Source organism: Xanthomonas sp. WHRI 1810A (assembly GCF_040202885.1).
In the GTDB taxonomy this organism is placed as follows: domain Bacteria; phylum Pseudomonadota; class Gammaproteobacteria; order Pseudomonadales; family Pseudomonadaceae; genus Aquipseudomonas.
Window position 1 is genome coordinate 73,341 of record NZ_JBEGED010000018.1, and the last position, 24,605, is coordinate 97,945.

Consider the following 24,605-nt stretch of genomic DNA (forward strand, 5'->3'; position numbering starts at 1 on the left):
ATGTACCTCGTCTGTGGCGAAGCACTGTTCGACTTTTTCAGTCAACCGGACAGCAGCGGTCAGAGCAATAAACTGGGCTTTCAGGCGATCGCCGGCGGCTCACCGTTCAACGTCGCCGTGGGTTTGCGCCGGCTGGGGGTGGAGGCCGGTTTTTTTGCCGGGATCTCCACCGATTACCTGGGCCGGCATCTGGCAACGGTGCTGGAAGAAGAAGGCGTGCGCGATGACTTCCTGGTGCACATCGACGCCCCCACCACCCTGGCGATGGTGGCCGTCGGTGCTGACGGTTCGCCGCACTACAGCTTTCGGGGCGAAGGTTGCGCAGACCGGCTGCTGACCCTCGAGCACTTGCCCGCCCTGGAGGACAGCGTGCGGGGGATTCACGTCGGGTCGTTTTCACTGGTGGTGCAGCCGGTGGCCGACGCGTTGCTGGCACTGGTGCAACGGGAAAGCGGGAAGTGCCTGATCACCTTCGACCCCAATGTGCGCCTGAATCCGGCGCCGAGCATCGACCTGTGGCGCAGGCAGGTGAGCCGGTTCGCCGAACACGCGCACATCATCAAGGTCAGCGACGAGGACCTGAGCCTGCTCTACCCCGACACCGACGCGGAAACCGTGGCCAAGGGCTGGCTCAAGGACAACTGCCAGCTGGTGATCATGACCCGCGGGCGTCAGGGCGCGAGCCTGTTCACCCGGGACAAGGGCAACTGGTCAGTGCCGGCGCGAGAAGTGATCACCGCCGACACCGTGGGCGCCGGCGACACCTTCCAGGCCGCGCTGATCACCTTCCTTACCGAACGCGGTCTGGACACCCCGGCCAGCCTGCCAACGCTGGACCGCGAGACTCTTACCGAGATGCTCAACTTCGCCGTCGCAGCTGCCGCCGTCACCTGCACCCGGGTCGGCCCGGACTTGCCGTACCGCGATCAGGTGGTATAACGCGCAGCACATTTTGTAGGAGCGCGCTTGCCCGCGATTGAGGCGCGTCAGGCAACCTGTTCGTCTCAGGCACACCCCCATCGCGGGCAAGCGCGCTCCTACAACACATCGATCACATACCCACCAGGATCCCCATGCCCTTCACCGACCCCACCCTTGAACGCTGCATCGTTGACCTGCTAGCGCAGCGCAGCCCATCGTCTTCGATCTGTCCGTCTGACGTGGCGCGGGCATTGGCGGACGATGAAGGCGTGTGGCGCGGGTTGATGCCGCAAGTGCGTGAGGTGGCGAAGCGGATGGCGGCGAACGGGATCATTCGGGTTACCCAGGGCGACAGCGAGGTGACGATTGACGAGAAGTTGAGCGGCCCGATTCGGCTAAGGCGTGGAGAAAATTTTCAATAACGTGTTTGAGTATGGAGCGACACACCGCGCTCGCAGGATCTGCTGCCGCTGCGCGCCAGATCGCAGACAAGTCAGCTCCCACGGCCTTCGGCCAGAATCAACGGCAATTGATGTCGCACCGCCTTACGCGTCTACGCGTCTACGCGTAGCGCGCAGCGGCCCTCCCACGGCCTTCGGCCAGAATCAACGGCAATTGATGTCGCACCGCCTGACGCTTCTGCGCGGAGCGCGTAGGAGCCATCGGAGGTTACGACGGTCGCGATGGGGCGCGCAGCGGCCCTGAAACGGGCGACATCATTTTTTTCAGACACACCGCCTGGCGCTTGCAATCGGCCCTCACAGCAACGAACTCAAATCCAGTCTGTCCTGGGGCAGCGGCACCGCAAAGTAGTAACCCTGGGCCTGCCCGGCGCCCATTTCCCGCAGCAATGCCAGGGTGGCGGCGTCTTCCACGCCTTCGGCCACCACGCTCAGTCCCAGGGATTCGGCCATGCGCACGATGGCGCGCACGATCGCCCGGCTGCGCGAGCTGGAAGTCAGTTCCAGGGTGAACGATTTATCGATTTTCAGACCGGTGAAGTGGTACTGGTGCACGTAACTGAGCGACGAGAACCCGGCGCCGAAGTCATCCAGCACCACCGACACGCCGTTATCGGCCAGGTGCTTCATCGCCTGACGCGCCAGCTCCGGTTCGGCCACCAGGGCGCCTTCGGTCAGTTCCAGACAGATGCGCGAAGGCTGCACGCCATGCAGCTCCAGCAGGCCCAGCACTTCGCTGGAAAACTCCGGTCGGGTGATGCTGTAGCTTGAGCAGTTGATATGCACCGTCGGCCAGTGGGCATGGGCCGGTTGCGCAAGGATCGCCACCACGCTCTGCAGCATGTAGAAATCCAGCCGCCCGATCAGCCGCAGGCCTTCCAGCGCCGGCAGGAACTGCCCCGGCGCGATCACCCGGCCGTCCGGCTGACGCCAGCGGATCAGCGCCTCCAGCGCAAGGATTCTGCCGCTTTCAACGTCGATGATCGGCTGGAAATACGGCAGCAATTCGTCGGTCCGTTTGAGCGCATTGCGCAGCGCGCTTTCCTGCTCCATCTGGTCCGACACTTCGCGGCGCACTTCCTGGTTGAACACCGCGTAGCTGTCGCGTCCGGCATTCTTGACCCGGTACATCGCGGTGTCGGCGTCGCGCAACAGGTCGGCCGGCTCGTGATGGAACTGCCGGTCCGCCGCCACCACGCCAATGCTGCAGGAGGAAAACACCGCGTGCCCGTCGATATAGAACGGCAGGTCGAAGGCCTCCAGAATGCGCTCGGCAATCGCCACCATGACGTCGGGCGGCGCGCCAAAGGCCAGCACCGCGAACTCATCACCGCCCAGCCGCGCCAGCAGATCACTGTCGCGCATGCAGCTGCGCAGGCGGTCGGCGGCCTGCACCAGCAACTTGTCGCCGCATTGATGGCCCAGGCTGTCGTTGACCATCTTGAAACGGTCCAGGTCGATGAACATCACCACCAGCTCCTGGCCGTCATCGCAGAACGTCGCCCAGGCCGAGCGCAATTGCTGCTGCAGGTGGCTGCGGTTCGGCAGGCCGGTCAACGAGTCGTGGGAGTTTTCGTGCTGCAGTTTGGCGTTGGCGACGTCCAGCGCGCGGGTTCGGTCCTGCACCCGCGCTTCCAGCCGCAGGTTGGCCGTGTGAATGGCCTCCGCCGCCGTGCGCCGTGACAGCGCGGTGTCGATATGCCGCGAGACAAACGTCAGCAGGTCCTGGTCGCGCAGTGAATAGGAGACGTGATTCGAATAGCTCTGCACCGCCAATACACCGCGCACGGTGTCGCCCTCGAACAGCGGAATCCCCAGCCAGGAATTGGAGCGGTTGATCTCATTCTGCAGGGTGATTTCGCCGAGGCTTTCCAGACGCCGCGCTTCCTGATTGTCGATCAGGCACGGGCGGCGCTGGCGAATGACGTATTCAGTGAACCCGCGCTCGCCCCGCCTCGGATTGGGCCGCTCGGCCAGGCGCTCATCGACGTAGTAGGGAAACGTCACCTCCCCCGTGGTGTCGTCGAACAGGGCGATGTAGAAGTTGAGCGCAAACAGCAGGTCGCCGACGATCCCGTGCAGGCTGCGGAACAGCTCGGCCATGTCCCCCGGCTGGCTGGACAGTTCGGTGATCTGGAATAAAGCGCTTTGCAGGTGTTCGGCGCGTTCACGGTCGGCCACTTCGCTGCGCAGGGCGTCGTTCAGGCGCGACAGTTCAGCGGTACGCCGGGCCACGGTTTCCTCCAGGTGCGCGCGGTGCAGAATCCGGTCAAGGGCCATGGCCACGTGGCGGGCCACCACCAGGAACAGCTCGCGATCCTCGACGCTGTAGACCCGTGACACGTCATAGACCTGCATGGCCAGCATGCCGAACACATCGTCCGACGCGTTCTTGAGCGGCGCACCCATCCAGAATTCCGGCCGGTGACCGACGCAGTAGAAGCGCTTGTGCGCCTGGGCCTGTTCGATTTCGGCCCTGTCGACAAACAGCGGCTGCGCGGTGGTCAGCACATAGCCGGTCATCGACATGTGTTCGGGGTCGAGGTACTCGTAGGTCTCGGCTTCCAGCGCATCGGCGTCGGTGATGTCGATGTAGTACGGGTAGGTGATCTTGCCGCTTTGATTCTCGTACAGCGCCAGGTAAAAGTTCTCGGCGTCGATCAGGGTCGAGAGTTGCTGGTGAACGCCTTGCAGAAAGGCCGAACGCTCCCGGGTGGAGCTGGCCAGGTAGGTGATCTCGTACAGCACCCTCTGCGTCGCCTGGGCCCGGGCCAGTGCATCGGTCTGCAGATGCAGACCAAGACGGGCCGCCAGGCTGGTCAGTTGCGGGTCACCTGCATGTTGTTCCGAGGCGATGAGCCAGCCCAGTACGCTTTCGCCCCGGCCGGTGGCCCAACGGTGCAGGCCCAGTTCGTCACAGAACGCCTCGAACGCGTCGCGTCCAATCTGCGTTGGCCATTTGGTGCCTGCATCGCCCTGGCCCAACAGGTGCATCTGTTCGCCCGCGCGATAGGCGGCCCAGTTGAGTGAGGGCACCGCGTTTGGCGCGGCACGCAGCAGGTCTTCGATGGTCTCTTCGCGCGAACCCGACGGGATCGAATAACCGGCCTCGGGGATGACCGTTTCCGACGTACCGTTGGGGGTGTTCAAGGGACGTAGATCAGGGTTCGAGACACAGGAATTCATGGGCGCTCCATTGCCAACATGCGACATGGGTATCTTTATGGGGTGTGACCATTTGTTGCAAGTGCCATTACGCCATTAGCGGTCTATAAACGACGTACAAGTCGGTTTTGAACGCGTTATTTTCCATTCTCGTGTGCAGCCACCTGAATATAGGCCAATCGCCGCGCAGATGAAGTGGTTGAGTACCGCCGCCTGCAGTCGTTAAACATTGACCTTTTGCCGCTGGGCCCTGTCACTCAATGCTGACGCATATTCTTTCTGCTTGTCTGGAGATCATTGCAATGAGCAAGACGTACAGCTACGCCGCGCAAAGTCCCAACGATAGCCTCAAGCCCTTTCAGATCGAACGCCGCGCGCCAGGCGCCGATGACGTTCAGATCGACATCCTTTACTGCGGGGTCTGCCACTCCGACCTGCACACCGCCCGCAATGAATGGCAGAACACACTGTACCCCTCCGTGCCGGGGCACGAAATCGTCGGTCGCGTGACGGCTGTCGGCGCGAGCGTGAAGCAGTTCAAGGTGGGCGATCTGGCCGGTGTCGGCTGCATGGTCGACAGCTGCCAGCATTGCGCCTCGTGCGCCGAGGGCGAAGAGCAATACTGCGAGAACGGCTTTACCGGGACCTATAACGGGCCGGTATTCGGCGGTGAGAACACCTACGGCGGCTATTCCGACAGCATCGTGGTCAAGGAAAAGTTCGTGCTGCGCATCAGCCACGGCGAAAACGCCAACCTGGCCGCCGTCGCGCCGCTGCTGTGCGCCGGCATCACCACCTACTCGCCGCTGCACCACTGGAAGGTCGGCCCCGGAATGAAGGTTGGCATCGTCGGGCTCGGCGGGCTGGGGCACATGGGCGTCAAGATCGCTCACGCCATGGGCGCGCACGTGGTGCTGTTCACCACCTCGCCCAACAAGCGCGAAGACGGTCTGCGCCTGGGCGCCGACGAGGTGATCGTTTCGAAGAACCCGGATGAAATGGCCACCCAGGCCAACAGCCTCGATTTCATTCTCAACACCGTCGCCGCGCCGCACGACCTGGACGCCCTTCTCAACCTGCTCAAGCGCGATGGCACCATGACCCTGGTCGGAGCGCCGGATTCTCCGCACCCGTCGCCCACCGTGTTCAACCTGATCTTCAAGCGCCGCAGCCTGGCGGGTTCGTTGATCGGCGGCATTCAGGAAACCCAGGAAATGCTGGATTTCTGCGCCGAACACGGGATCGTCTCGGACATTGAAATGATCGCCATGAAAGACATCAACGAAGCTTACGAGCGCATGCAAAAAGGCGACGTGAAATACCGCTTCGTGATTGATATGGCTACGCTGAAGCAGGAAGCGTCCGCGGCCTGACCCTTGCGCCCGGGCCATTACCGTTACGTGGCCCGGGATTCATGAGAAAACCCGAACAGTTCATTCGTTTAATGACATCAATGGGTACGCAATCAATTGGCTATTGTCATGCGTTGAAGAATACCCGTGGCGTCACCCTGCCCCGCGTCCCTGCCGCTCGCCTACCGTCGGGCCCCAGGGGTTGATTCACTGCTGACGAGGAGTCTCACATGACCGATCAGCCTGATAAAAAATCCGAACCCGCTACAGCCGACCTCACCGATTTTATCGTGCCATCACGCCGAAACTTCCTTAAATCCATTGGTGTGTCCAGCCTCGCCGCCGCCACCGCGCCGGTCTGGATACAGGCCATCGAAGCCCAGGCGGCAGTGGCGGACGACACTGATGCCCCGGCCAAAGACGAGCGGCGCATGACCCTCAAGGTCAACGGCCTGACCCACACCCTCAACCTGCCGGCCAACGCCGCGCTGCTGGACGTATTGCGTGACCGCTTGCAGCTCACTGGCACCAAGAAGGGCTGCGATCACGGCCAGTGCGGCGCCTGCACCCTGCACGTCAACGGCGTCGCGATCAATTCGTGCCTGTCGCTGGCGGCGATGCACGAAGGTGACGAGATCACCACCATCGAGGGCCTGGCCCGGAACGGCAAGCTGCACCCGGTGCAGGAAGCCTTCTGGGAACACGACGCCTATCAGTGCGGTTACTGCACCTCGGGGCAGATCATGAGCGCGGTCGCCGTGCTGCAGGATAAAACCATCGGCACTGACGACCACAGCGTGCGTGAAGCCATGAGCGGCAATATCTGCCGCTGTGGCGCGTACAAAAACATTCTGTCGGCGGTGCAGTCGGCGCGGATCAAGCTGCAGGAGGTGACCTGATGAGAGCCTTTGATTATGTCCGCGCCAGCAGCGTCGAGCAGGCCGTGACCAGCCACTCGAAAAGCCAGACGGCGTTCTTTCTTGCCGGCGGCACCACCCTGCTGGACCTGGTCAAGCTGGACGTGATGCCTGCCGATCAGGTCATCGACGTCAATCACCTGTCCCTCAAGCAGATCGAGGTGCAGAACGACGGCAGCGTGCGCATCGGCGCGCTGGTGACTAACACCGCGCTGGCCCACGACCCGCACATCGTCAGCCACTACCCGGTGCTGTCCCAGGCGCTGTTGTCGGGGGCGACCACCCAGCTGCGCAACAAGGCAACCACCGCCGGCAACGTGATGCAGCGAGTGCGGTGCAACTATTTCCGTGACGGCATCTCGCCGTGCAACAAGCGTGAACCGGGCTCGGGCTGCGCCGCCATCGACGGCCATAACCGCAGCGTCCATGCCGTGCTCGGCACCAGCGATCAGTGCATCGCGACGCACCCGTCTGACATGTGCGTGGCCATGGCGGCCATTGGCGCCAGCGTTGAAGTCCAGGGACCGAAGGGCAAGCGCAGCGTCGATTTTCTCGACTTCCATTTGCTGCCCGGCGCCACGCCCTGGAAAGAACACGCCCTGCAGGACGATGAGTTGATCACCCACGTGGTGCTCAAGCCGCCGCTGGCCAACAGCACATCGGGCTACCTGAAACTGCGGGACCGGGCGTCGTATCAGTTTGCCCTGGCCTCCAGCGCCGTGATCCTGGTGATGGACGGCGACACCGTGCGTGACGCGCGCATTGCCCTGGGCGGCGTAGGCACCAAACCGTGGCGGGCGCTGGACGCCGAACGCGCCCTCAAAGGCGTGAAGCTGACCCCGCAGAATATGGAAAAAGCCGCGGCCATCGCCCTGCAGGGTGCCAAACCCTATAGCCACAACGCGTACAAGATCCCTTTGGCCCAACAGGCGATCGTGCGCAACCTCACCACCCTGACCGCCTGACAGGAGCACCCTCATGACTGAAGCAATGATTGGCTCAGGGCCCCGCCGCATCGACGGACGCCGCAAGGTCTCCGGCGAAGCGATGTACGCGTCCGACCATCACTTGAAGGACATGGCGTACGGCTACGGCGTGTTCAGCACCATCGCCAGCGGCAAAGTGACCGGGCTGGACCTGGACGCGGCGCGTAAATCCCCAGGCGTGCTGGAAGTTTTTCACCACGGCAACTTCCCGTCGCTGTACCACAACTCCGCGCTGCCCATGTCGCTGCCCAAGATCCTCACGGCTGCCAAGTCCGACGAAAGCCGCCTGCCGTTCGAAGACGAGACGGTGTATTACGCCGGCCAGTTCGTCGCGCTGGTGGTGGCCGATACCTTCGAGCACGCGCGCGCCGCGGCCTACAAGATCAAGGTCAGCTACAGCAAAAGCAATGCGGTGGCCAACCTTGAGCAGGGCATGAAAGCCGGCGCCACGAAGGACGGCAGCCCGGGGCACAAACGCGGCGACGCCGGTGCTGCGTTTAGCGCCGCCGCCCACAGCATTGACGCCACCTACAGCACCCCGGTCGAAACCCATAACCCGATGGAAATGCACGCCACCGTCGCCAGCTGGGAAGACGGCCGTCTGATCGTCTACGAGGCGTCTCAAGGCGTGGTTGCGCACCGCAACTCGCTGGCGAAAATCTTCGGGCTGGTGCCTGAGAAAGTCGAAGTGCGGGCGCCGTTCATTGGCTCGGGCTTCGGCAGCAAGTTGTGGATCTGGCCGCATTCAGTGGCTGCCTGCGGCGCCGCCAAAGTGCTGGGCCGACCGGTGCAACTGGTGGTGCCGCGCCAGCAGATGTTCTCCACCACCGGCCATCGTCCCGAGACCCAACAGCGTTTGCGCCTGGCCACCGGTGACAAGGGCAAGCTGGTGTCCGTGAGCCATGAATCCATCAACACCACCTCGTTCACCGACCCGTACAAGGAAAACTGCGGGACTTCGACCAAGAGCCTCTACAGCTGCCCCAACGTGCTGGTCAGCCACAAGATCATCGAGGTCAACCGCGGCACACCGACCTCCATGCGCGCGCCAGGCGCCGCGCCGGGGCTGTTCGCGCTGGAATCGGCCATGGACGAAATGGCCGACAAGCTCGGCATGGACCCCTTGGCCTTTCGCAAGCTCAACGTTGCCGATCGCGATGAGAGCCAGGACCTGCCGTGGTCAAGCAATCACTTGCAGGAATGCATCGACCAGGCCGCCGAACGCTTCGGCTGGAGCAAGCGCGATCCAAAACCCGGTTCCATGAAGGACGGCACGGAAGTCATCGGTTACGGCATGGCCGCGTGCAACTGGGATGCCTTCCGCACCCCCGCCGAGGCGCAGGTTTCGCTGCGCGCGGACGGCACGGCGTACGCCATTTGCGGCGTGCAGGACATCGGCACGGGCACCTACACCATCATCGCGCAGGTGGTCAGCAGCATCACCGGCATTGCGCTGGACAAGATCGAAGTAGAACTGGGCAACTCGTCGTTCCCGCCGGCCCCGGTGTCCGGTGGTTCGTGGGCCACGGCCAGCGTGCTGCCGGCGATTGCCGAAGCCACCCGCCAGGCCATCGAGCAGCTGAAAGCCTATTCGGCGGCGCCGAAAGGCGTGCTGGCCGGGACCAAGCCCGAAGAGATCACCTTCGAGCAGGGTCAGCTCAAAGGCGGCGGCAAGTCCTTCGCCATCGTCGACGTGCTCAAGGCGCAGAAACAGTCCAGCGCCTTCGGCGAAGCGAAGACCGGCATGGCCGACACCAGCAAGCATTCGTTCCGCTCGTTCGGCGTGCATTTTGTCGAGGTGCGCTGGGACCCGGGCATCTCGCGCCTGCGGGTGTCGCGGGTGGTGAGCGCCATTGACGTGGGCAAGGTGATCAACGACAAGACCTCGCGCAATCAGGTGGAGGGCGCGATTGTCATGGGCGTCGGCATGGCGTTGTTCGAAGCCACCGATTACGACGAGCGCAACGGCATGCCGGTCAACGACAACTACGCCGAGTACGTGGTCCCGGTGCACGCGGATCAACCGGAAATCGACGTGATCCTGCTGGATTACCCGGACCTGGCGCTCAACGAGTTCGGCGCCCGGGGCATCGGTGAAATCGGCATCACCGGCCTGGCCGCCGCCGTCGCCAACGCCGTGGCCCACGCCACCGGCAAACGCGTCCGCGAGCTGCCTATCACCCTGGACAAATTGATGGATTTGCCGCCGACGATGAGGGTTTAAGCACCGCGATTCCCCGTAGGAGCGCGTTTGCCCGCGAATGGCGGTGGATCAGCCAGGATGTCGTCACCGACCTTCCGCCATCGCGGGCAAGCGCGCGCCTACAGCGGGTCGTGTTTGCCGTGGGTTTGCAGCTGAACCGTTCATCGTGCATCTGCCATAAGCCCTCCCCCCCACATCGAGACGTAATCTCTGCCAACGCCTTTCACTTAAGGACTGCCCCTGCCATGAACATCAACCCCAGCAAACGCGTGCGTGACACCCTGCTGCTCTCGACCCTGCTGGCCAGCGCGCTGTTGATCGCCAGCCCGTCCCAGGCGCAAGACGCTCCGCCAACACGGGTGCGCGGCGCCATCACCGCCCTCGACGGCGACCAGATGAAGGTTCACACCAAGGCCGGTGATGACCTGCAGGTCAGCCTGACCAAGGACACCCTGGTGCGCGGCGTCACCCTGGCTCAAGTGTCGGACATCAAGCCCGGCAGCTACATCGGCTCCGCCGCCGTGCCCTTGCCGGACGGCACCCTGAAAGCGCTGGAGATTCACGTCTTCCCGCCTGCACTGGCGGGCACCGGCGATGGCCATCGGGCTTTCGACCTGGGCAAGGACAGCACCATGACCAACGGCTCGGTGGGCGATCTGGTCACCAGCAACGGGCGCACGATCACAGTCAACTACAAGGGCGGCCAGAAGCAGATCGTCATTCCGGACGACGTGCCCATCGTCAACCTGGTGCCGGGGGATCGCACCCTGCTCAAGCCCGGCGTGAAAATCGTGATGCAGGCGCAAAAGGCCGCTGACGGTGCGCTCAGTGCGCTGTCCATTTCAGCCGGCGAGAACGGCGTGACGCCGCCGATGTAACGTCGATCCGGGCCGCAAAAAAACCGGCAATGCGCCGGTTTTTTTGTGAAGTCATTTGGGTCCGCCGTTACAGACAGGTCGCCACCGCCGCCCCGCGCTGGTCCTTCACCGGTGCATTGGGTTTTGCGTAAAACCCGACATGGGTCGTGCCGCCCTTGCCCACCACGTCAGCGAAGTACTGGGCTTCGGTGGTGTACACCGTGAAGTCACCCGGCGCGTTGGTCTTCAGGAAAACATCGGCCACGTCGCCAAACATCCGCACGTCCGCCCAGGTCACCTTGAGGCACTCGGCCACAGCAGCTGCCGGTTTGCGGCTGGAAAATTCCTGGACCGGCCCGGCCGAGCGGGTCTGGTCCAAACTCATGCAGCCTGTCAGCAGCATCAACGCTGCCACTCCCGCCCACTGTTTCATGTGAATCCTTGCTGTCAAAAAAGGAGCGATATTAGCAGCTGGCTGCCGAAGGGTTGTGGCTCGCTGGCCGCTCAATCGTCCAGCGCCGGTGCCGGTGCAGCGCCTTTGCCGGCCTTCCCCGGTTTGCCGGCGGGGGTGGCGGCCTTGGGTTCAACCGGAGCGGGCGCAGGTGCTGCGGCGGCGGCTTCCTTCTCAGCCATCGGCATCTGGTCGATGGTGCCGAAGATTTCCTTCGGATCGATGGCGCCGGAATGGTCGATTTTCTTCTCGCCGTCCTTGCCCACCAGGATCACCTGCGCCTGAGTCTGCGGCTTGACCCCCAGCTTGAGCTCGCGGATCAGGGCCATGGTGCTTTGCGCGTCCATGTCTTTGCCGTTGCGCTGGCCGATGGTGTTGATGATGGTGTAAAGCACCATGTCACGCTTGGCGAAGGCCTCACGGTTGGCAGGATCATCGAGGCTTTTTTTCAGGCTGACCAGCGTGGGGTCCACCGTGCTCGATGCAATGATGATCAGCGGACGCGTCTTGCCGCGCTCCATAGCCAGTGGCGTATCACTGTCAGCAGCCAGCAGTGGAGCGCTGACGGCAAACAGGATGGCAAGGGTCAGTGACCGAGTAAACATACACACCTCCGTTGGATTTCCATGCACTGATGATCGCGCATCACGGCAAAAGGTCCAGCGTGCATTTCAAAAATTCCGCATTTCCAGCGATCGGGTGGCAACGATTGCCTGAGCAACACCTGGCCCCGAAAGCAGACCCGGACGACGTGCGCTATAGTGCGCGGCGTCTAACAACGGGCGCTGTGACCTGCGCCCGGCTGCCAGGCCAATCGTCAGTTGTTTTCAGGAGAATGAAGTGGGGCTGAAAAAATCATCCATCGAATTGAAGCGCGAGCTGTACGCCGTCGCCACCAACCTTGAGCGCACTTCCGGCGAAATCAGCCGCCTGGCCGAGCGCGTCAAAGACGTGGACGTCGTGGCCGTGCTGCACTTGATGAATCAGCTGTACAAAGATGCGGACAAGCTCAAGGCCTACGCCGACGAAGTGAAATCGGGGCGGATCGTTCGGGGTAAGGCGGAGTAAGCAGCGCGGCAGGCTGAAAGCCGTTCACCGGGAGGTGAGCGGATTTGGCCAACCCCAGACGCAAAAAAGGCCCACCTTTCGGTGAGCCTTTCTAGACCGCCAGCAGTAGCGGATTTTGTTTGGTAGGCGCGACTGGACTCGAACCAGCGACCCCCACCATGTCAAGGTGGTGCTCTAACCAACTGAGCTACGCGCCTGCTGTGGGTCGGCATTCTACGGATATTCAAAAGTGTGTCAACGTCTTTTTTCACACTAACCCTATGAATACGCAAATTTTTTTCCGGCGCCTTGCCGCGTGATAAATAGGGCGCTGACGCGAATTCGGGGAGACCTACCGTTTGTCGCCATGATGGCACCAACTGCAGTGGCAGATGGCCCAACCTCAGGTAAGGATCCCCAACTGGAGAGTGACCTCATGAACACATTATTGGCTGCATGTGCGCTCACAGCCGTGTGCCTTGCGGCATCGGTCTCGGCCTTCGCGGGCGTCAATTCCCCCGCCACCCCGGCCATGGGCGCGCCGCCCTCCCAAACTGGCGTGGACCCACGCATGCAAGGTAATGATTCTGCCCGACAGGGCATCCAGATCGGCGGCGATGGTGCCGGGGCCGACACCGGCATACGCGCAGAATTCATGAAAAATGGAACCGGCAGCGGTGACGTAGGCACAGACACCGGCGCTGCCGGCAGTGAATCGAAAGGCAATGGGTCGAGCGGATCGCCCTTGCCTCGACTGCCTGGTGCGGGGGGTGCGGGCGGCTGATTGCCTCGCATCGAGACCAAAAAGCCCGGCTGTGTGTCGGGCTTTTTTATGCCTGCAATACACCCCGCCAAATCAACGTCTCGACTCGCTTCCCGACTGGTGACACCCTCCCGTCTCAGGTAGCATCCGTCCCATTCGTAAAAAATATAAAACGGGGGTTCAGGATGGCGAACACGGCATATCCAGCGTCTTATTATGCGGCCTCGGCCAACGCCGCACCGCTGCGCCCGGCACTGGACGGTGAGACGCACACCGATGTGTGCATCATCGGCGCCGGCTACACCGGTCTTTCCAGCGCGCTGTTTCTGCTGGAAGCCGGTTTCAGTGTAACGGTGCTGGAAGCGGCCAGGGTCGGGTTCGGCGCCTCAGGCCGCAATGGTGGGCAGATCGTCAACAGCTACAGTCGCGATCTGGATGTGATCGAGCGCACCGTCGGCCCCAAAGAGGCGCAGTTATTGGGGCAAATGGCGTTCGAGGGCGCCGGTATCATTCGCGAGCGGGTGGCGAAGTATCAGATCCAGTGCGACCTGGTCGACGGCGGCGTGTTTGCCGCGTTGACGCCCAAGCAGATGGGCCATCTGGAGGCGCAGAAAACCCTGTGGGAGCGCTACGGTCATACCCAGCTTGAATTGATGGACCAATCCCGTATCCGCGAAGTGGTGGCCTGCGATCAGTACATCGGTGGTTTGCTGGACATGAGCGGCGGTCACATCCATCCGTTGAACCTGGCGTTGGGCGAAGCGGCGGCAGTGGAATCACTGGGCGGCGTGATCCGTGAGCAATCGGCGGCGATCCGCATCGATCGCGGCGCCAGTCCCGTGGTGCACACGGCTCAGGGCCGGGTGAATGCCAAGTTTGTGATCGTTGCGGGCAATGCGTACCTGGGCAATCTGGTACCGGAACTGGCAGCCAAATCGATGCCCTGCGGCACGCAAGTGATCACCACCGCCCCCCTGAGCGATGCCCTTGCGCAGAGCCTGCTGCCGCAGAATTACTGTGTCGAAGACTGCAATTACCTGCTCGATTATTACCGTCTCACTGCCGACAAGCGCCTGATCTTCGGCGGTGGCGTGGTGTATGGCGCGCGGGACCCGGCCAACATCGAGGCCATCATCCGGCCGAAGATGCTCAAGGCCTTCCCGCAGCTCAAGGATGTCAAAATCGACTACGCCTGGACCGGCAACTTCCTGCTGACACTGTCGCGTTTGCCGCAAGTGGGCCGCCTGGGCGACAACATCTATTACTCCCAGGGCTGCAGCGGCCATGGCGTGACCTTCACCCATCTCGCCGGTCAGGTCCTGGCCCAAGCGTTGCGCGGTCAGGCCGAACGCTTCGATGCGTTCGCCGGTCTGCCGCACTACCCCTTCCCCGGCGGTCAATTGTTGCGCACACCGCTGACGGCCATGGGCGCCTGGTATTACAGCCTGCGGGACAGACTGGGTTTTTAAGGTCAATCAGACACACAAACGGCGCCCTGAAGGCGCCGTTTCTGGTTTGAAGCCTCGATCAACGGGCGTTATTGAGTGCCTTGATCGCCTCGCCCGCCGCCTGCTCCTGCCCGGCCTGTGCCAGGGCGTTAGCGGCGTTCAGCCAGCGGTCACGATCAATCTGCGCGGGCAATTGCCGTGGGCCCTGAATCAAGATGGCCCAGTTGCCAGCATTGCCCCATGCGGCAGTGAACGCCTCGAAACTCATCAGCATCCGCCGGTTCTGCCCGGCCTGCAGGACCACCGTGCGCCGGCGCTGGTTAAAGCCGATCAGCACGCCGTAGCGCGGCTCTTTCCACCACATTGACCCTTCGGAAAAGCGCACCATGACCGGAAATCCGGCGGCTACCTGGGCCAGCAGCGCCGGCAGCGAGCCGTCCACCGGGTACACCACGAACCCGTACTGACGCGCCAGGTTTGGCATGCTTTGCTCAAGCCGGGCTTCGCCGCCTGGCAACTTCAACGGCTTCTCCACCAGCCCCGGCGTGATCTGCACGCGACGCGCCGACAGCATACCCGCCAACGCGCCGGGGGCGCTCTGGTACTCGTCGCCACGGAAAAAGGGCACCGAGTTCAGTTCCACCCGATCCGGCAGGCGCTTGTATTCCGGTTCCACACCGGTGTAGTCGCCCGAGCCGCTATGGCCGCCCGCGCAACCACTCAGTGCCACAACGACAGCGAGCAGCCAACCGCTGCGGCGCAGGCCTGTAGCCTGAAATCGAGATAATACCGACACGTCATTCACTCACTTGCAGCGACGTCGAGTAACCCGTGACCCGATCTTGCGGCCGATCATAGAGCCGTCGGCGGTTTGGGTATAGCGCCAACGCGCAGTGAAACGCAGGCGATAGAACAAATCGGTCATGCCAATCAGCCACTGGTCAACTTACCGAAACATAGCCCGGACTAGACTGTCGATTAGTTAGACGCTGAAAAGGCAAAGTAGCCGGAGGGACGTATGAGCCTCGGAATGACTATCGTGATGTTGATCATTGGCTGGCTTGCTGTGGCGGGTGCCATGTTGTGGGGCGTGCTGAGAATTTCTCGCCGTCATCATCCTCATCACCCGAGTAAAGCGGTGCCGCTGCCGCGTGTGAACAACCCGAAAAACCGCCCTGCTCCGTTGCACTGATCGCGACGGCGCTGCGTGCGACCGAACATAAAAAACGGTCGGTGATGGTGTCCCATCCCAACCGTATTTTGTCTGTGTTGCTGTCACCTGAAGCATCCTTGCTTCAGAGGCTTGGGCCTGTTCAGACCTTGTGAGCGGCCTTGTCCTCGGCCAGGCTCTTTTGCTTGCTGCGGCGGGCCAGCATGTTCAGCACTTCAATCAGGGCCGAGAACGCCATCGCTGCGTACACGTAGCCTTTAGGCACATGGGCGCCGAAGCCTTCGGCGATCAGCGTCATGCCGATCATGATCAAGAAGCCCAGTGCCAGCATCACCACCGTCGGGTTCTCGTTGATGAATTTAGCCAACGGCTCCGAGGCCACCAGCATCACCACCACCGCAGCCACTACCGCGATCACCATGATCGGCAAGTGCTCGGTCATGCCCACCGCCGTAACGATACTGTCGATGGAGAACACCAGGTCCAGCATCAGGATCTGACCAATGGCAGCGGCCATGCCCAGGGTGACGGTGGAGGCCAGGGTCTTCTCCTCTTCGGTCTTGATGTCGACGCTGTGGTGGATCTCGGTGGTGGCTTTCCACAACAGGAACAGGCCACCGGCGATCAGGATCATGTCTTTCCAGGAGAACGTCTGGCCGAAGACTTCAACCACCGGCGCGGTCAGCTGAACGATCCAGGCCACCGTGCTGAGCAAGCCCAGCCGCAGGATCAACGCCATGCTGATACCAATGCGGCGGGCCTTGGTGCGTTGATGCACCGGCAGCTTGTTGGTCAGGATCGAGATAAAAATCAGGTTGTCGATACCCAGTACGATTTCCATGACCACCAGGGTTGCCAGGGCTATCCAGGCAGCGGGGCTGACGGCCAATTCCAGAAGATATTCCATACGCGTAAGCCTTGATCGGTCCAATGAGGTAGCGCGCATTCTAGTGAGCGCAACACTTCAGGAAAATTCGTATTTTTAACGGCTATACTTCGGTTTTAACGAAGTGATAAACGCCATGCTCAATTACCGACAGCTGCATTACTTCTGGGTCGTCGCCAAGACCGGCAGCATCGTGCGCGCCTGCGAACAGTTGAACCTCACGCCCCAGACCATCAGCGGCCAGATCAGCCTGCTGGAACAGACCTTCGGCGTGGATCTGTTCAAGCGCGTCGGTCGTCAATTGGAACTGACCGAAGCCGGCCGCCTCGCCCTGCCCTACGCCGAGCAGATGTTCCAGCTTGGCGATGAACTGGAAGCGGTGCTGCGCACCCAGCCCGACGAGCAGCAGATCCTGTTCCGAGTGGGCGTGGCCGACGTGGTGCCCAAGTCCATTGTTTACCGCCTGATCGCGCCGACCATGGAGCTGAGCGAACCCATGCGCATCAGTTGCCGCGAAGACCAGCTGGAGCGTCTGTTGGCGGACCTGGCGATCCAGCGCCTGGACCTGGTGATTTCCGACAGCCCCATGCCGTCGCATTTGGACATCAAGGGCTACAGCCAGAAACTCGGGGAATGCGGCGTCAGCTTTTTCGCCACCAAGGCCCTGGCGACCCAATACGGAAAAGACTTTCCCCAGGGCATGCAAGGCGCACCGCTGCTGATCCCGGGTCAATTGACTGTAGTCCGTAGCCGTTTGATGCGCTGGTTTGCCGAGCAGAAAATCCAGCCCAAGATTGTCGGCGAGTTCGACGACAGCGCGTTGATGAAGGCTTTCGGCAAGTCAGGCAGCGGAATTTTCATGGCGCCCAGCGTGATCGCTGACGAGGTGATGGCGCAGTATGACGTCGAGATGATCGGTCAGACCGACGCGGTGACCGAGTCGTTTTACGCGATCTCGGTGGAGCGCAAGGTCAAGCACCCCGGCATCGTGGCGATTACCGAGGGCGCTCGACGAGAGCTGTTTACCGACTGAGCGGATCGGGGGCAGTCGGTTGTCCGGGCTGGCTCAGATCAAGGCCACTCAGAACGAACCCAATCAGAACGAACCCATGTAATCGCGCTTGCCGATTTCCACGCCGCCGTGACGCAGCAGGTCATACGCCGTGGTCACGTGGAAGAAGAACTGCGGCAGCGAGTAATGCAGCAGATACGGCTGGGCCTTGAGGTGCTTCTCGTTCGGCGTGCCGGGGCGCAGGACGATGTCCAGGTCTTCGTTGCCGTCGACCTGCTCCGGCGTGACGCTGCCGATGAACGCCAGGGCTTTGGCCAGCAATGCTTGCAGGTCGGCGAAGGAGGCTTCGGTGTCTTCGTATTTCGGAATTTCGATGTTGGCCAGACGGGCAGTGGCGCCTTTGGAGAAGTCGACGGCGATCTGCACCTGACGGATCAGCGGCAGCATGTCCGGGTACAGACGCGATTGCAGCAGCGCGTCCGGCTGGATTTTTTTCTCGGTGGCGTGGGCTTCAGCCTTGGCCAGGACGGCGGCCAGCGCGGTGAGCATTTGCTTGAAAACAGGAATGGAAGCGGCGTATAGAGAGATGGTCATAACGGTTCCTGAGGGGGTGGGTCGCAGTAATGAGCACGTCGAACAGGCTAACGCGGCTTGTCTTTTACCTCATCGAGCCCCTACCCTCATAGCCTTTTCACTGCCCAGGGAATGCGCCATGTCCAACGAGCCGACCACCGAAAACGCCGCAGACGACCAGGGCACGCTGCAACTCAACAGCGCCGAGGTGAGAATCCTGGGCTGCCTGATCGAGAAGCAGGCGACCCACCCCGAAACCTATCCCCTGACCCTGAACGCACTGGTGCTGGCGTGCAATCAGAAGACCAGCCGCGACCCGGTCATGAGCCTGACCCCGGGTCAGGTCGGGCAGAGCCTGCGTGCGCTTGAGGGGCTGCAACTGACTCGCCTGGTGATGGGCAGCCGTGCCGACCGCTGGGAACACCGTGTCGACAAGACCCTGGAGCTGGTGCCGGCGCAGGTGATCCTCAGTGGATTGCTGTTCCTGCGGGGGCCGCAGACGGTCAACGAACTGCTGACCCGCAGCCAGCGCATGCACGATTTCGAAGACACCGAACAAGTGGTTCATCAACTGGAACGTCTGATCGGCCGAGGGCTGGCGGTACTGATTCCCAAACAGGCCGGCCAGCGCGAAGACCGCTACATGCATGCGCTGGGTGATTCGGCTGACATGGAAGGGATTCTGGCGGCAAGCCCGGCGCCGGCGGCGGAACAGGCTAGCGCCAGCAGTGCCGCCTCCGAGCGCATCGACGCCCTGGAAGCGCGCGTCGCGGCGCTGGAGGAACGGTTGACGAAGTGGGAGAGCTGATAGGCGGGATATGCGGCGCATAAAACACTGTAGGAGCGCGCTTGCCCGCGATGAGGCCGATGCATCCGACACATCTCTTTCACCTGAAATAATGCCATCGCGGGCAAGCGCGCTCCTACACCGTGTCGTCAATCCCCGCGCGCGAACGCAGCAGCCGCTTGATACTGCGCCTGCGTCGGGGTCACGCCGGTGTACAGAATGAATTGCTCCAGCGCCTGAATCGCAGCCACTTGATCGCCGGTGATCACCCGCTTGCCCAGCGCTTCGGCCCGCACAATGAATGGGGTGCGCGCCGGGGTAGCGACCACGTCGAAGGCCGTGTGGGCGGCGGCGATGGCTGCTTCGTCAAACGCCAGCTCGTCGGCCTGGGCACCAGCCATGCCCAACGGGGTGACGTTTACCAGCAACGGCACACGCTCCGCCCCCAGCTCCGCCCGCCACTCCAAGCCCGCGCAAGCAGCCAGCGCCCGCCCCGCCGCTTCATTACGCGCCACGATCACGCCATCGGTAAAACCGGCATCGCGCAGCGCAAACGCCACGGCCTTGGCCATGCCGCCGCTGCCGCGCAACGCAAACCGGGTGCGAGGCAGCGCATGGGTATCCACCAGTTGCGCCACGGCAATGTAATCGGTGTTGTAGGCCTTGAGATGACCGTCGGTGTTGACCACGGTATTGATTGACTCGATAGCCGCGGCCGACGGGTCCATTTCATCGACCAAAGCGATGCAGGCTTCCTTGAAGGGCATGGACACGCCACAACCGCGAATGCCCAGCGAGCGCATGCCGGCAATGGCGGCGGGCAGGTCAGCGGGGGCGAAAGTCTTGTAGTAGAAGTTCAGACCCAGTTGCTCATAAAGATGATTATGAAAGCGCACGCCGAAGTTACCGGGACGTCCGGCGAGGGACATGCACAACAACGTCTCTTTGCTTGCAGTGACGGGCATTAAAATCTCCTGAACGGTATTAGAAATACGCGGGGATAAAAGCGTACTATGCGCGGACCGCCTAAACAGCGGATTCATTGTCAATATTAAGCGCCCGATACCTTACACAAAATTTACGCAACGGCTGCGCAGTTTTGCGAAAAGCCGCTGTCTGATCAGTTATCCCGTGGCACTGCCTGAGCGTAACGCAGGCTCGCGACAACGGGACTGAACACCGAGGAACAGTCATGATTCGTCACATTCCCAAGGTTGCCTTGTTATTAGGTGCCCTGGCCCTTGCAGGCCAAGCTCAAGCCCATGGTGGCGGCGGCGGCCCTGGCTGGGGTGGAGCGGCGGTTATAGGTGCAGTGGTCGGTGGCGTGGTTGGCGCGGCGGTTGCCAACTCGGGTCCAAACACCGTTTATGTTCAGCAACAACCCGTGTATGCACCGCCACCTGTCTATTACGCGCCGCCACCGCCTCCGGTCTATTACCAGCCGGCCTATGTGGTTCAACAGCCGGTCTACTACGGCCCCCCTCGTTACTACGGTCCACCCCGTGGGTATTACGGCCCGCCGCAGGGCTACTATCACGGTGGCCCCGGCCGCTGGTAACTGAACACGCTCTCCCAACCCCGCCCGCCAGGCGGGGTTGTCGTTTCAGGCGCGCCAGTGATAAAAACTTTCGTTGAACGACAGGCATCAGCCCACAGTCGCTGAAGCACACAAACGCCGCATTGAACTTCGCCGTGCGCCTTGCGCACGGCCTTACATGCCACCAATAAGAACGGGAACGCCCGCCATGCCCACACAGAATCCGCATCGCGCTGCAGGTTTGTGCACGTCCAGCAAGGTTTACAACGTGCTGACCGAACTCAAGAGCCTGGAAGGCCACCGTGCCGCCAAACTCGTCTCGTTACTGGCGCAGAACCTGGTAGACAAGGGTCTGCTGTCCGAGCATGAAGTCATCACGATGCTTGATCAGGTGGTTGACTGACCGTCGCCCACCGCTCCATTCCCGCCTGGCAAGCGTGGCTGCCCTCTGAATCATCAATGACGACTATCGAGCGCAGTGATTTCTGCTCTCGGCAGCAGCGCCGTAGAGTGGCGCCATAGATTGATGGAGGCAGTTATGTCCAAGGTTCAAATCATGTCGGTCATCGGCAGCGCCGTTCCCGCTCAGCTTCGACAACGCGGCCTGTTGGCCTGTTGGTACCTCATACACGACGGCGAACCGGTCAGCGGCCCGCTGGCGTCGTTGCCCGACGCACAGGCGTTGTCACAACGCCTGGAGACCCGCCAACTGAACAGTTGACGGCATTTACGCTTCTTCTGAAATCGTGCGTTGCTCCGCACTTCCCTTTAGCCCGCCTCCCCCGACGCGGGCTTCTTTTTGCCTGCCATTGAGTGCTGACTCGTTTCAGACCCGCTCTGCCATCGCGGCATTCACCTGGCAGCGGTGCGCCAGTTTCTGCAGCCGCTTGTCCAGCCCCAGAAGGACGACACGGTCGGAGCGGCCACTTTCCAGTTCGTCGGCCAGCTCGTTCGCCACCAGGCGCAGCTCATGGGCAATGACGATGCGATCGTCGTTCTGGTCCAGCTTGTGGGATTCGAACAGGCGGTGCAGATAATCCACCAGCGTGCGTTGCAGACGGTACCGGTCGGCGGCGCGCAGGTGAACCAGGTTCACCGTGATCCGCGCCAGGATCTCGTTCAGCTCGCCGCACAGGTATTGCAGACGGCGCGCGTAGCCGGTTTCGCGGTCGCGGACCAGCTTTTGCTGCGCGGCCAGATGGCGAGCGTTCTGGATCGCCGGTACTGCCACCGCCATCATCAGGCCGACGATCAGGCCGATGGCCTGAATCCACCCGGCCCAGTCCGAAGGCCGTGCGAGAAAGCCGGCGGCGAGCAAGAGCACGGCAACAACCACCGCGGCAGACACCAATGCCGCGTATTCCTTGCTGATAAAACCCTTGGGCATTGCGCGACTCCTGGTCAATTTGGCGTAAGGCATTCGATGGCGTCGAATGCTAATAGCTGAGGGCATGGACTTCCATGAATATCGGCAGCAAGCCGACAATCACAAGAATGCTGTCTGAAGACTGTCGACGATTCATTTCTTCTTACCTTTATTAGCGAAACCTCCTACAAACCCCATCGACATCCCGCAAAGCATGCTCCTAAAATGCGCGAATATTAAAAGTTCTGAACAACTCGCGTCCTGCTGCGCATTCTGCCTGGCGGCGCACTCTACCTATAAGTGAGCTTTGCTCTTGAAAATTCGCGTATCACTATTAAGCCTATTATTTGCATTTACAGGCGCCGCACTTTCCACCCCTGCCCTTGCGAACGAACCTGCTGCCTTCAACCGTGACCCCTCGCAACTTCATCTGGCCTCCGGCAGCGCCATGATCACCGACTTGCGTACCGGTCAGGTGCTGTATTCAAGCAACCCGGATGTGATTGTGCCGATTGCATCGGTCACCAAGCTGATGACCGCGATGGTCACCCTGGACGCCAAATTGCCGATGGACGAGATGGTCAAGGTCGACATCTCCCAGACCGCTGAAATGAAGGGCGTGTTTTCCCGGGTCAAGCTGGGCAGCGAACTCAACCGTCATGACATGCTGCTGATCACCCTGATGTCCTCGGAAAACCGCGCGGCCGCCAGCCTGGCCCACAGTTACCCAGGCGGTTACCCCGCGTTCATCAAGGCCATGAACGCCAAGGCCAAGGCATTGGGCATGGCGCACACCGTTTACATGGAGCCCACCGGTTTGTCGGTGTTCAACGTGTCCACCGCCCGTGACCTGACCAAGCTGGCACTCGCCGCGCGCAATTACCCGATGCTGAGTGAGCTGAGCACCACGCCGGAGAAGACCGTCACGTTCCGCAAGCCGACCTATGTGCTGGGCTTCAGCAACACCGACCACCTGGTGCGCAAATCCAACTGGGACATCAAGCTCACCAAAACCGGCTTCACCAATCAGGCCGGTCACTGCCTGGTGCTGCTGACCAGCATGGCCAACCGTCAGGTGTCAGTGGTGATCCTCGATGCCTTCGGCAAATTCACCCACTTCGCCGACGCCAGTCGCATGCGTTTGTGGATGGAGACCGGCAAAAGCGGCCCGGCCCCTGAAGTCGCGCTGCAGTACAAGAAGGACAAGAATCTGGTGATGCGCCAGAAAGGCTTGCAGGCGTCGGATTGACTCACCGCGGCCTGTTGGAGCGAGGCTTGCCCGCGAAGCTTTTAGTGACCAGCACAAGGCCTGAGTTTCACGCCCGATAGCCGGGACAGGTGGGAGGGAGCTTGCTCGCGATGCGTGTGTCCAGACACTCCCGCTGGTGACTGAAACAGCTATCGCGAGCAAGCTCCCTCCCACAGCCGTCTCCCATCACACCCCATCGCAAGCAAGCTCACTCTCATCAAACAAGGGATGTGTTGTTGATTTTGAAAGCTCAACAACCTTGCTTCTGCCCCGGGGGCGTGGGAGTCCGGCTTGCCGACGATGGGCTGCGCAGCGGCCCCAAACCTAAGTCCTCGGCCTGTCAGACGCGCCGCGTGCACAGGTTTCACTGCCGGTTCCCGGCAGATCGCAGGACAAGCCAGCTCCCACGGCCTGCGGCCAGAATCAAAAGCACCGTAGGCCTCCCAGTTTGCTGCGCGACAGCGCGGCGTCTGGACGACCGGGGGATCTCCTACAGGTTTATCGCAGCAGGCCGATCACTCAGTGATTCGCCCGCGCCATCCGCTTGAGCCCCAGCACCATCAACACCCCCAACCCGGCCATGCCCATCAGCAGCGTCGGGTAACTGATCCACCAGGGGATCGGCGTGGTCATCATGCTGAATTCCGACATCCCGCCGATGCTCGCCAGCAGGTTCAATGGCAAAAACACCACATTGATCAGCGTCAGTTTGCGCAGCAGGTTATTGGTGTTGTTATTCACCAGATTACCGCGTGCATCCATCAGGCTGGCGAACACCGTGGAGTAGATCTGCGCCTGTTTATGGCACTGGTCATTCTCGATGATCATGTCGTCGATCAACGCCAGGCTGTCGGCGCCGTACTGGTTTTTCAGGGCGTGATTGCGCAGCCGGGTCAGCACCGAACCGTTGCTGTCGATGGCGTTGATGTAATACACCAGGCTCTCGCTCAGGTTGAACATCTGCACCAGATGGCGGCTGTCCATCGAGGCATTGAACTGCTGTTGCAGCTCGCGGGCGATCATCTTGATCACCTTCAGGTGCCCCAGGTAGTGATGAATATTGTTGAACAGCAACTCCAGCAGCACGTCCAGCGGTTGCGTCATCGGCCGGTGCAGGCCCAGGTCCGCCAGCTGCGAGTCATCGGGGCACAACAGCACCATCTGGTCGTGGGCGAGCAAGACGCCGAACGATGAAACGTCGAACGAAAAGCTGTCATGGCCCGAGTAGTTTTCCGGGCGTTTGCAGATCAGGAACAGGGCATTGGGATGAAACTCGATGCGTGACACCTCGTCCGGGTCCAGCGCCGAGGCCAGGGCATGGTCGTCCAGATGAAAGCGCTCAAGCAGCACGCCTTTTTCTGCAGCGTCCGGTTCACTGAACCACAACACCCTGGCATCTTGCTCGGCGCATGCCAGCAGCCGCCCTTCGTGCAGACGATAGTGCTGGATCAAG

The 24,605-nt window shown here is 61.6% G+C and carries 25 protein-coding genes and 1 tRNA gene; 16 read left to right on the forward strand and 10 right to left on the reverse strand.

The annotated features are described in order from the left end of the window. Both ABQX22_RS22465 and ABQX22_RS22470 read left to right on the forward strand, forming a co-directional pair. On the forward strand, positions 1 to 939 hold the full coding sequence (locus ABQX22_RS22465) for a carbohydrate kinase family protein (protein WP_349802070.1): 939 nt from the start codon (positions 1 to 3) through the stop codon (positions 937 to 939). Between the two features lie 134 nt (positions 940 to 1,073). Further along, positions 1,074 to 1,343, forward strand: coding sequence for a DUF3253 domain-containing protein (locus ABQX22_RS22470; RefSeq protein WP_349802071.1), 270 nt, complete (start codon positions 1,074 to 1,076; stop codon positions 1,341 to 1,343). Positions 1,344 to 1,679: 336 nt separating this feature from the next. On the opposite strand, the gene ABQX22_RS22475 is transcribed toward ABQX22_RS22470, so the two are convergent. Then, positions 1,680 to 4,568 (reverse strand): sensor domain-containing phosphodiesterase, encoded by a 2,889-nt coding sequence (locus ABQX22_RS22475; RefSeq protein ID WP_349802072.1) that lies wholly within the window; start codon positions 4,566 to 4,568, stop codon positions 1,680 to 1,682. A 281-nt stretch (positions 4,569 to 4,849) separates the two neighbouring features. On the opposite strand from ABQX22_RS22475, the gene ABQX22_RS22480 reads away from it, so the two are divergent. The 5 genes from ABQX22_RS22480 (at position 4,850) to ABQX22_RS22500 (ending at position 10,883) form a co-directional block, all read left to right on the forward strand. Beyond that, positions 4,850 to 5,920 (forward strand): NAD(P)-dependent alcohol dehydrogenase, encoded by a 1,071-nt coding sequence (locus ABQX22_RS22480; protein ID WP_349802073.1) that lies wholly within the window; start codon positions 4,850 to 4,852, stop codon positions 5,918 to 5,920. A 209-nt stretch (positions 5,921 to 6,129) separates the two neighbouring features. Continuing rightward, entirely contained in the window at positions 6,130 to 6,798 is a 669-nt protein-coding gene (locus tag ABQX22_RS22485) for a (2Fe-2S)-binding protein (protein ID WP_349802074.1), read from the forward strand. After that, on the forward strand, positions 6,798 to 7,781 hold the full coding sequence (locus tag ABQX22_RS22490; RefSeq protein ID WP_349802075.1) for an FAD binding domain-containing protein: 984 nt from the start codon (positions 6,798 to 6,800) through the stop codon (positions 7,779 to 7,781). The genes ABQX22_RS22485 and ABQX22_RS22490 overlap by 1 nt, the downstream gene beginning before the upstream one ends. A gap of 13 nt (positions 7,782 to 7,794) precedes the next feature. Then, a complete protein-coding gene (locus ABQX22_RS22495) occupies positions 7,795 to 10,026 on the forward strand; it encodes a xanthine dehydrogenase family protein molybdopterin-binding subunit (protein WP_349802076.1) in 2,232 nt (743 codons plus the stop codon). A gap of 224 nt (positions 10,027 to 10,250) precedes the next feature. Then, the gene (locus ABQX22_RS22500) at positions 10,251 to 10,883 is read left to right on the forward strand and encodes a DUF5666 domain-containing protein (protein ID WP_349802077.1); all 633 of its coding nucleotides are present in this window, start codon (positions 10,251 to 10,253) and stop codon (positions 10,881 to 10,883) included. 67 nt (positions 10,884 to 10,950) lie between these two features. Here ABQX22_RS22500 and ABQX22_RS22505 read toward each other — a convergent pair whose 3' ends face one another. After that, the gene (locus ABQX22_RS22505; RefSeq protein WP_349802078.1) at positions 10,951 to 11,295 is read right to left on the reverse strand and encodes a hypothetical protein; all 345 of its coding nucleotides are present in this window, start codon (positions 11,293 to 11,295) and stop codon (positions 10,951 to 10,953) included. Between the two features lie 71 nt (positions 11,296 to 11,366). Further along, positions 11,367 to 11,918, reverse strand: a complete 552-nt coding sequence (locus ABQX22_RS22510) for a DUF4174 domain-containing protein (RefSeq protein ID WP_349802079.1) — start codon at positions 11,916 to 11,918, stop codon at positions 11,367 to 11,369. 235 nt (positions 11,919 to 12,153) lie between these two features. Between ABQX22_RS22510 and ABQX22_RS22515 the strand changes: the two genes are divergently transcribed. After that, positions 12,154 to 12,381, forward strand: a complete 228-nt coding sequence (locus ABQX22_RS22515) for a hypothetical protein (protein ID WP_349802080.1) — start codon at positions 12,154 to 12,156, stop codon at positions 12,379 to 12,381. 120 nt (positions 12,382 to 12,501) lie between these two features. On the opposite strand, the gene ABQX22_RS22520 is transcribed toward ABQX22_RS22515, so the two are convergent. After that, positions 12,502 to 12,578: transfer RNA gene (locus tag ABQX22_RS22520), tRNA-Val, on the reverse strand. 218 nt (positions 12,579 to 12,796) lie between these two features. Between ABQX22_RS22520 and ABQX22_RS22525 the strand changes: the two genes are divergently transcribed. After that, positions 12,797 to 13,144 carry a hypothetical protein gene (locus ABQX22_RS22525; RefSeq protein ID WP_349802081.1) on the forward strand — a complete coding sequence of 116 codons (348 nt, stop codon included), beginning with the start codon at positions 12,797 to 12,799 and terminating at the stop codon, positions 13,142 to 13,144. A 164-nt stretch (positions 13,145 to 13,308) separates the two neighbouring features. Then, a complete protein-coding gene (locus ABQX22_RS22530; protein WP_349802082.1) occupies positions 13,309 to 14,592 on the forward strand; it encodes an NAD(P)/FAD-dependent oxidoreductase in 1,284 nt (427 codons plus the stop codon). A 58-nt stretch (positions 14,593 to 14,650) separates the two neighbouring features. On the opposite strand, the gene ABQX22_RS22535 is transcribed toward ABQX22_RS22530, so the two are convergent. Then, positions 14,651 to 15,367 (reverse strand): hypothetical protein, encoded by a 717-nt coding sequence (locus tag ABQX22_RS22535; RefSeq protein ID WP_349802083.1) that lies wholly within the window; start codon positions 15,365 to 15,367, stop codon positions 14,651 to 14,653. A 222-nt stretch (positions 15,368 to 15,589) separates the two neighbouring features. Between ABQX22_RS22535 and ABQX22_RS22540 the strand changes: the two genes are divergently transcribed. Next, the gene (locus ABQX22_RS22540; RefSeq protein ID WP_349802084.1) at positions 15,590 to 15,763 is read left to right on the forward strand and encodes a hypothetical protein; all 174 of its coding nucleotides are present in this window, start codon (positions 15,590 to 15,592) and stop codon (positions 15,761 to 15,763) included. Between the two features lie 121 nt (positions 15,764 to 15,884). Here ABQX22_RS22540 and ABQX22_RS22545 read toward each other — a convergent pair whose 3' ends face one another. Then, positions 15,885 to 16,649: a TerC family protein gene (locus ABQX22_RS22545; protein WP_349802085.1), complete on the reverse strand. Its 765-nt coding sequence runs from the start codon at positions 16,647 to 16,649 to the stop codon at positions 15,885 to 15,887. 115 nt (positions 16,650 to 16,764) lie between these two features. Between ABQX22_RS22545 and nhaR the strand changes: the two genes are divergently transcribed. Further along, positions 16,765 to 17,661 carry a transcriptional activator NhaR gene (nhaR, locus tag ABQX22_RS22550; RefSeq protein WP_349802086.1) on the forward strand — a complete coding sequence of 299 codons (897 nt, stop codon included), beginning with the start codon at positions 16,765 to 16,767 and terminating at the stop codon, positions 17,659 to 17,661. A 63-nt stretch (positions 17,662 to 17,724) separates the two neighbouring features. Here the strand turns inward: nhaR and ABQX22_RS22555 are convergent, their stop codons facing one another. Continuing rightward, complete coding sequence (locus ABQX22_RS22555; protein ID WP_349802087.1) at positions 17,725 to 18,234, reverse strand: DUF1993 domain-containing protein; 510 nt, start codon at positions 18,232 to 18,234, stop codon at positions 17,725 to 17,727. A 118-nt stretch (positions 18,235 to 18,352) separates the two neighbouring features. Here ABQX22_RS22555 and ABQX22_RS22560 point away from each other — a divergent pair, with 118 nt between their 5' ends. Then, positions 18,353 to 19,021 (forward strand): YceH family protein, encoded by a 669-nt coding sequence (locus tag ABQX22_RS22560; RefSeq protein WP_349802088.1) that lies wholly within the window; start codon positions 18,353 to 18,355, stop codon positions 19,019 to 19,021. 128 nt (positions 19,022 to 19,149) lie between these two features. On the opposite strand, the gene ABQX22_RS22565 is transcribed toward ABQX22_RS22560, so the two are convergent. Continuing rightward, positions 19,150 to 19,965 (reverse strand): shikimate 5-dehydrogenase, encoded by an 816-nt coding sequence (locus tag ABQX22_RS22565; protein ID WP_349802089.1) that lies wholly within the window; start codon positions 19,963 to 19,965, stop codon positions 19,150 to 19,152. 780 nt (positions 19,966 to 20,745) lie between these two features. On the opposite strand from ABQX22_RS22565, the gene ABQX22_RS22570 reads away from it, so the two are divergent. Next, a complete protein-coding gene (locus ABQX22_RS22570; RefSeq protein ID WP_349802090.1) occupies positions 20,746 to 20,940 on the forward strand; it encodes a hypothetical protein in 195 nt (64 codons plus the stop codon). Between the two features lie 135 nt (positions 20,941 to 21,075). Next, positions 21,076 to 21,258: a hypothetical protein gene (locus ABQX22_RS22575; RefSeq protein ID WP_349802091.1), complete on the forward strand. Its 183-nt coding sequence runs from the start codon at positions 21,076 to 21,078 to the stop codon at positions 21,256 to 21,258. A gap of 105 nt (positions 21,259 to 21,363) precedes the next feature. On the opposite strand, the gene ABQX22_RS22580 is transcribed toward ABQX22_RS22575, so the two are convergent. Continuing rightward, a complete protein-coding gene (locus ABQX22_RS22580) occupies positions 21,364 to 21,924 on the reverse strand; it encodes a hypothetical protein (RefSeq protein ID WP_349802092.1) in 561 nt (186 codons plus the stop codon). A gap of 292 nt (positions 21,925 to 22,216) precedes the next feature. On the opposite strand from ABQX22_RS22580, the gene pbpG reads away from it, so the two are divergent. Continuing rightward, entirely contained in the window at positions 22,217 to 23,152 is a 936-nt protein-coding gene (pbpG, locus tag ABQX22_RS22585; protein ID WP_349802093.1) for a D-alanyl-D-alanine endopeptidase, read from the forward strand. Between the two features lie 519 nt (positions 23,153 to 23,671). On the opposite strand, the gene ABQX22_RS22590 is transcribed toward pbpG, so the two are convergent. Beyond that, positions 23,672 to 24,604: a magnesium transporter CorA family protein gene (locus tag ABQX22_RS22590; protein WP_349802094.1), complete on the reverse strand. Its 933-nt coding sequence runs from the start codon at positions 24,602 to 24,604 to the stop codon at positions 23,672 to 23,674. Position 24,605 lies beyond the last annotated feature (1 nt).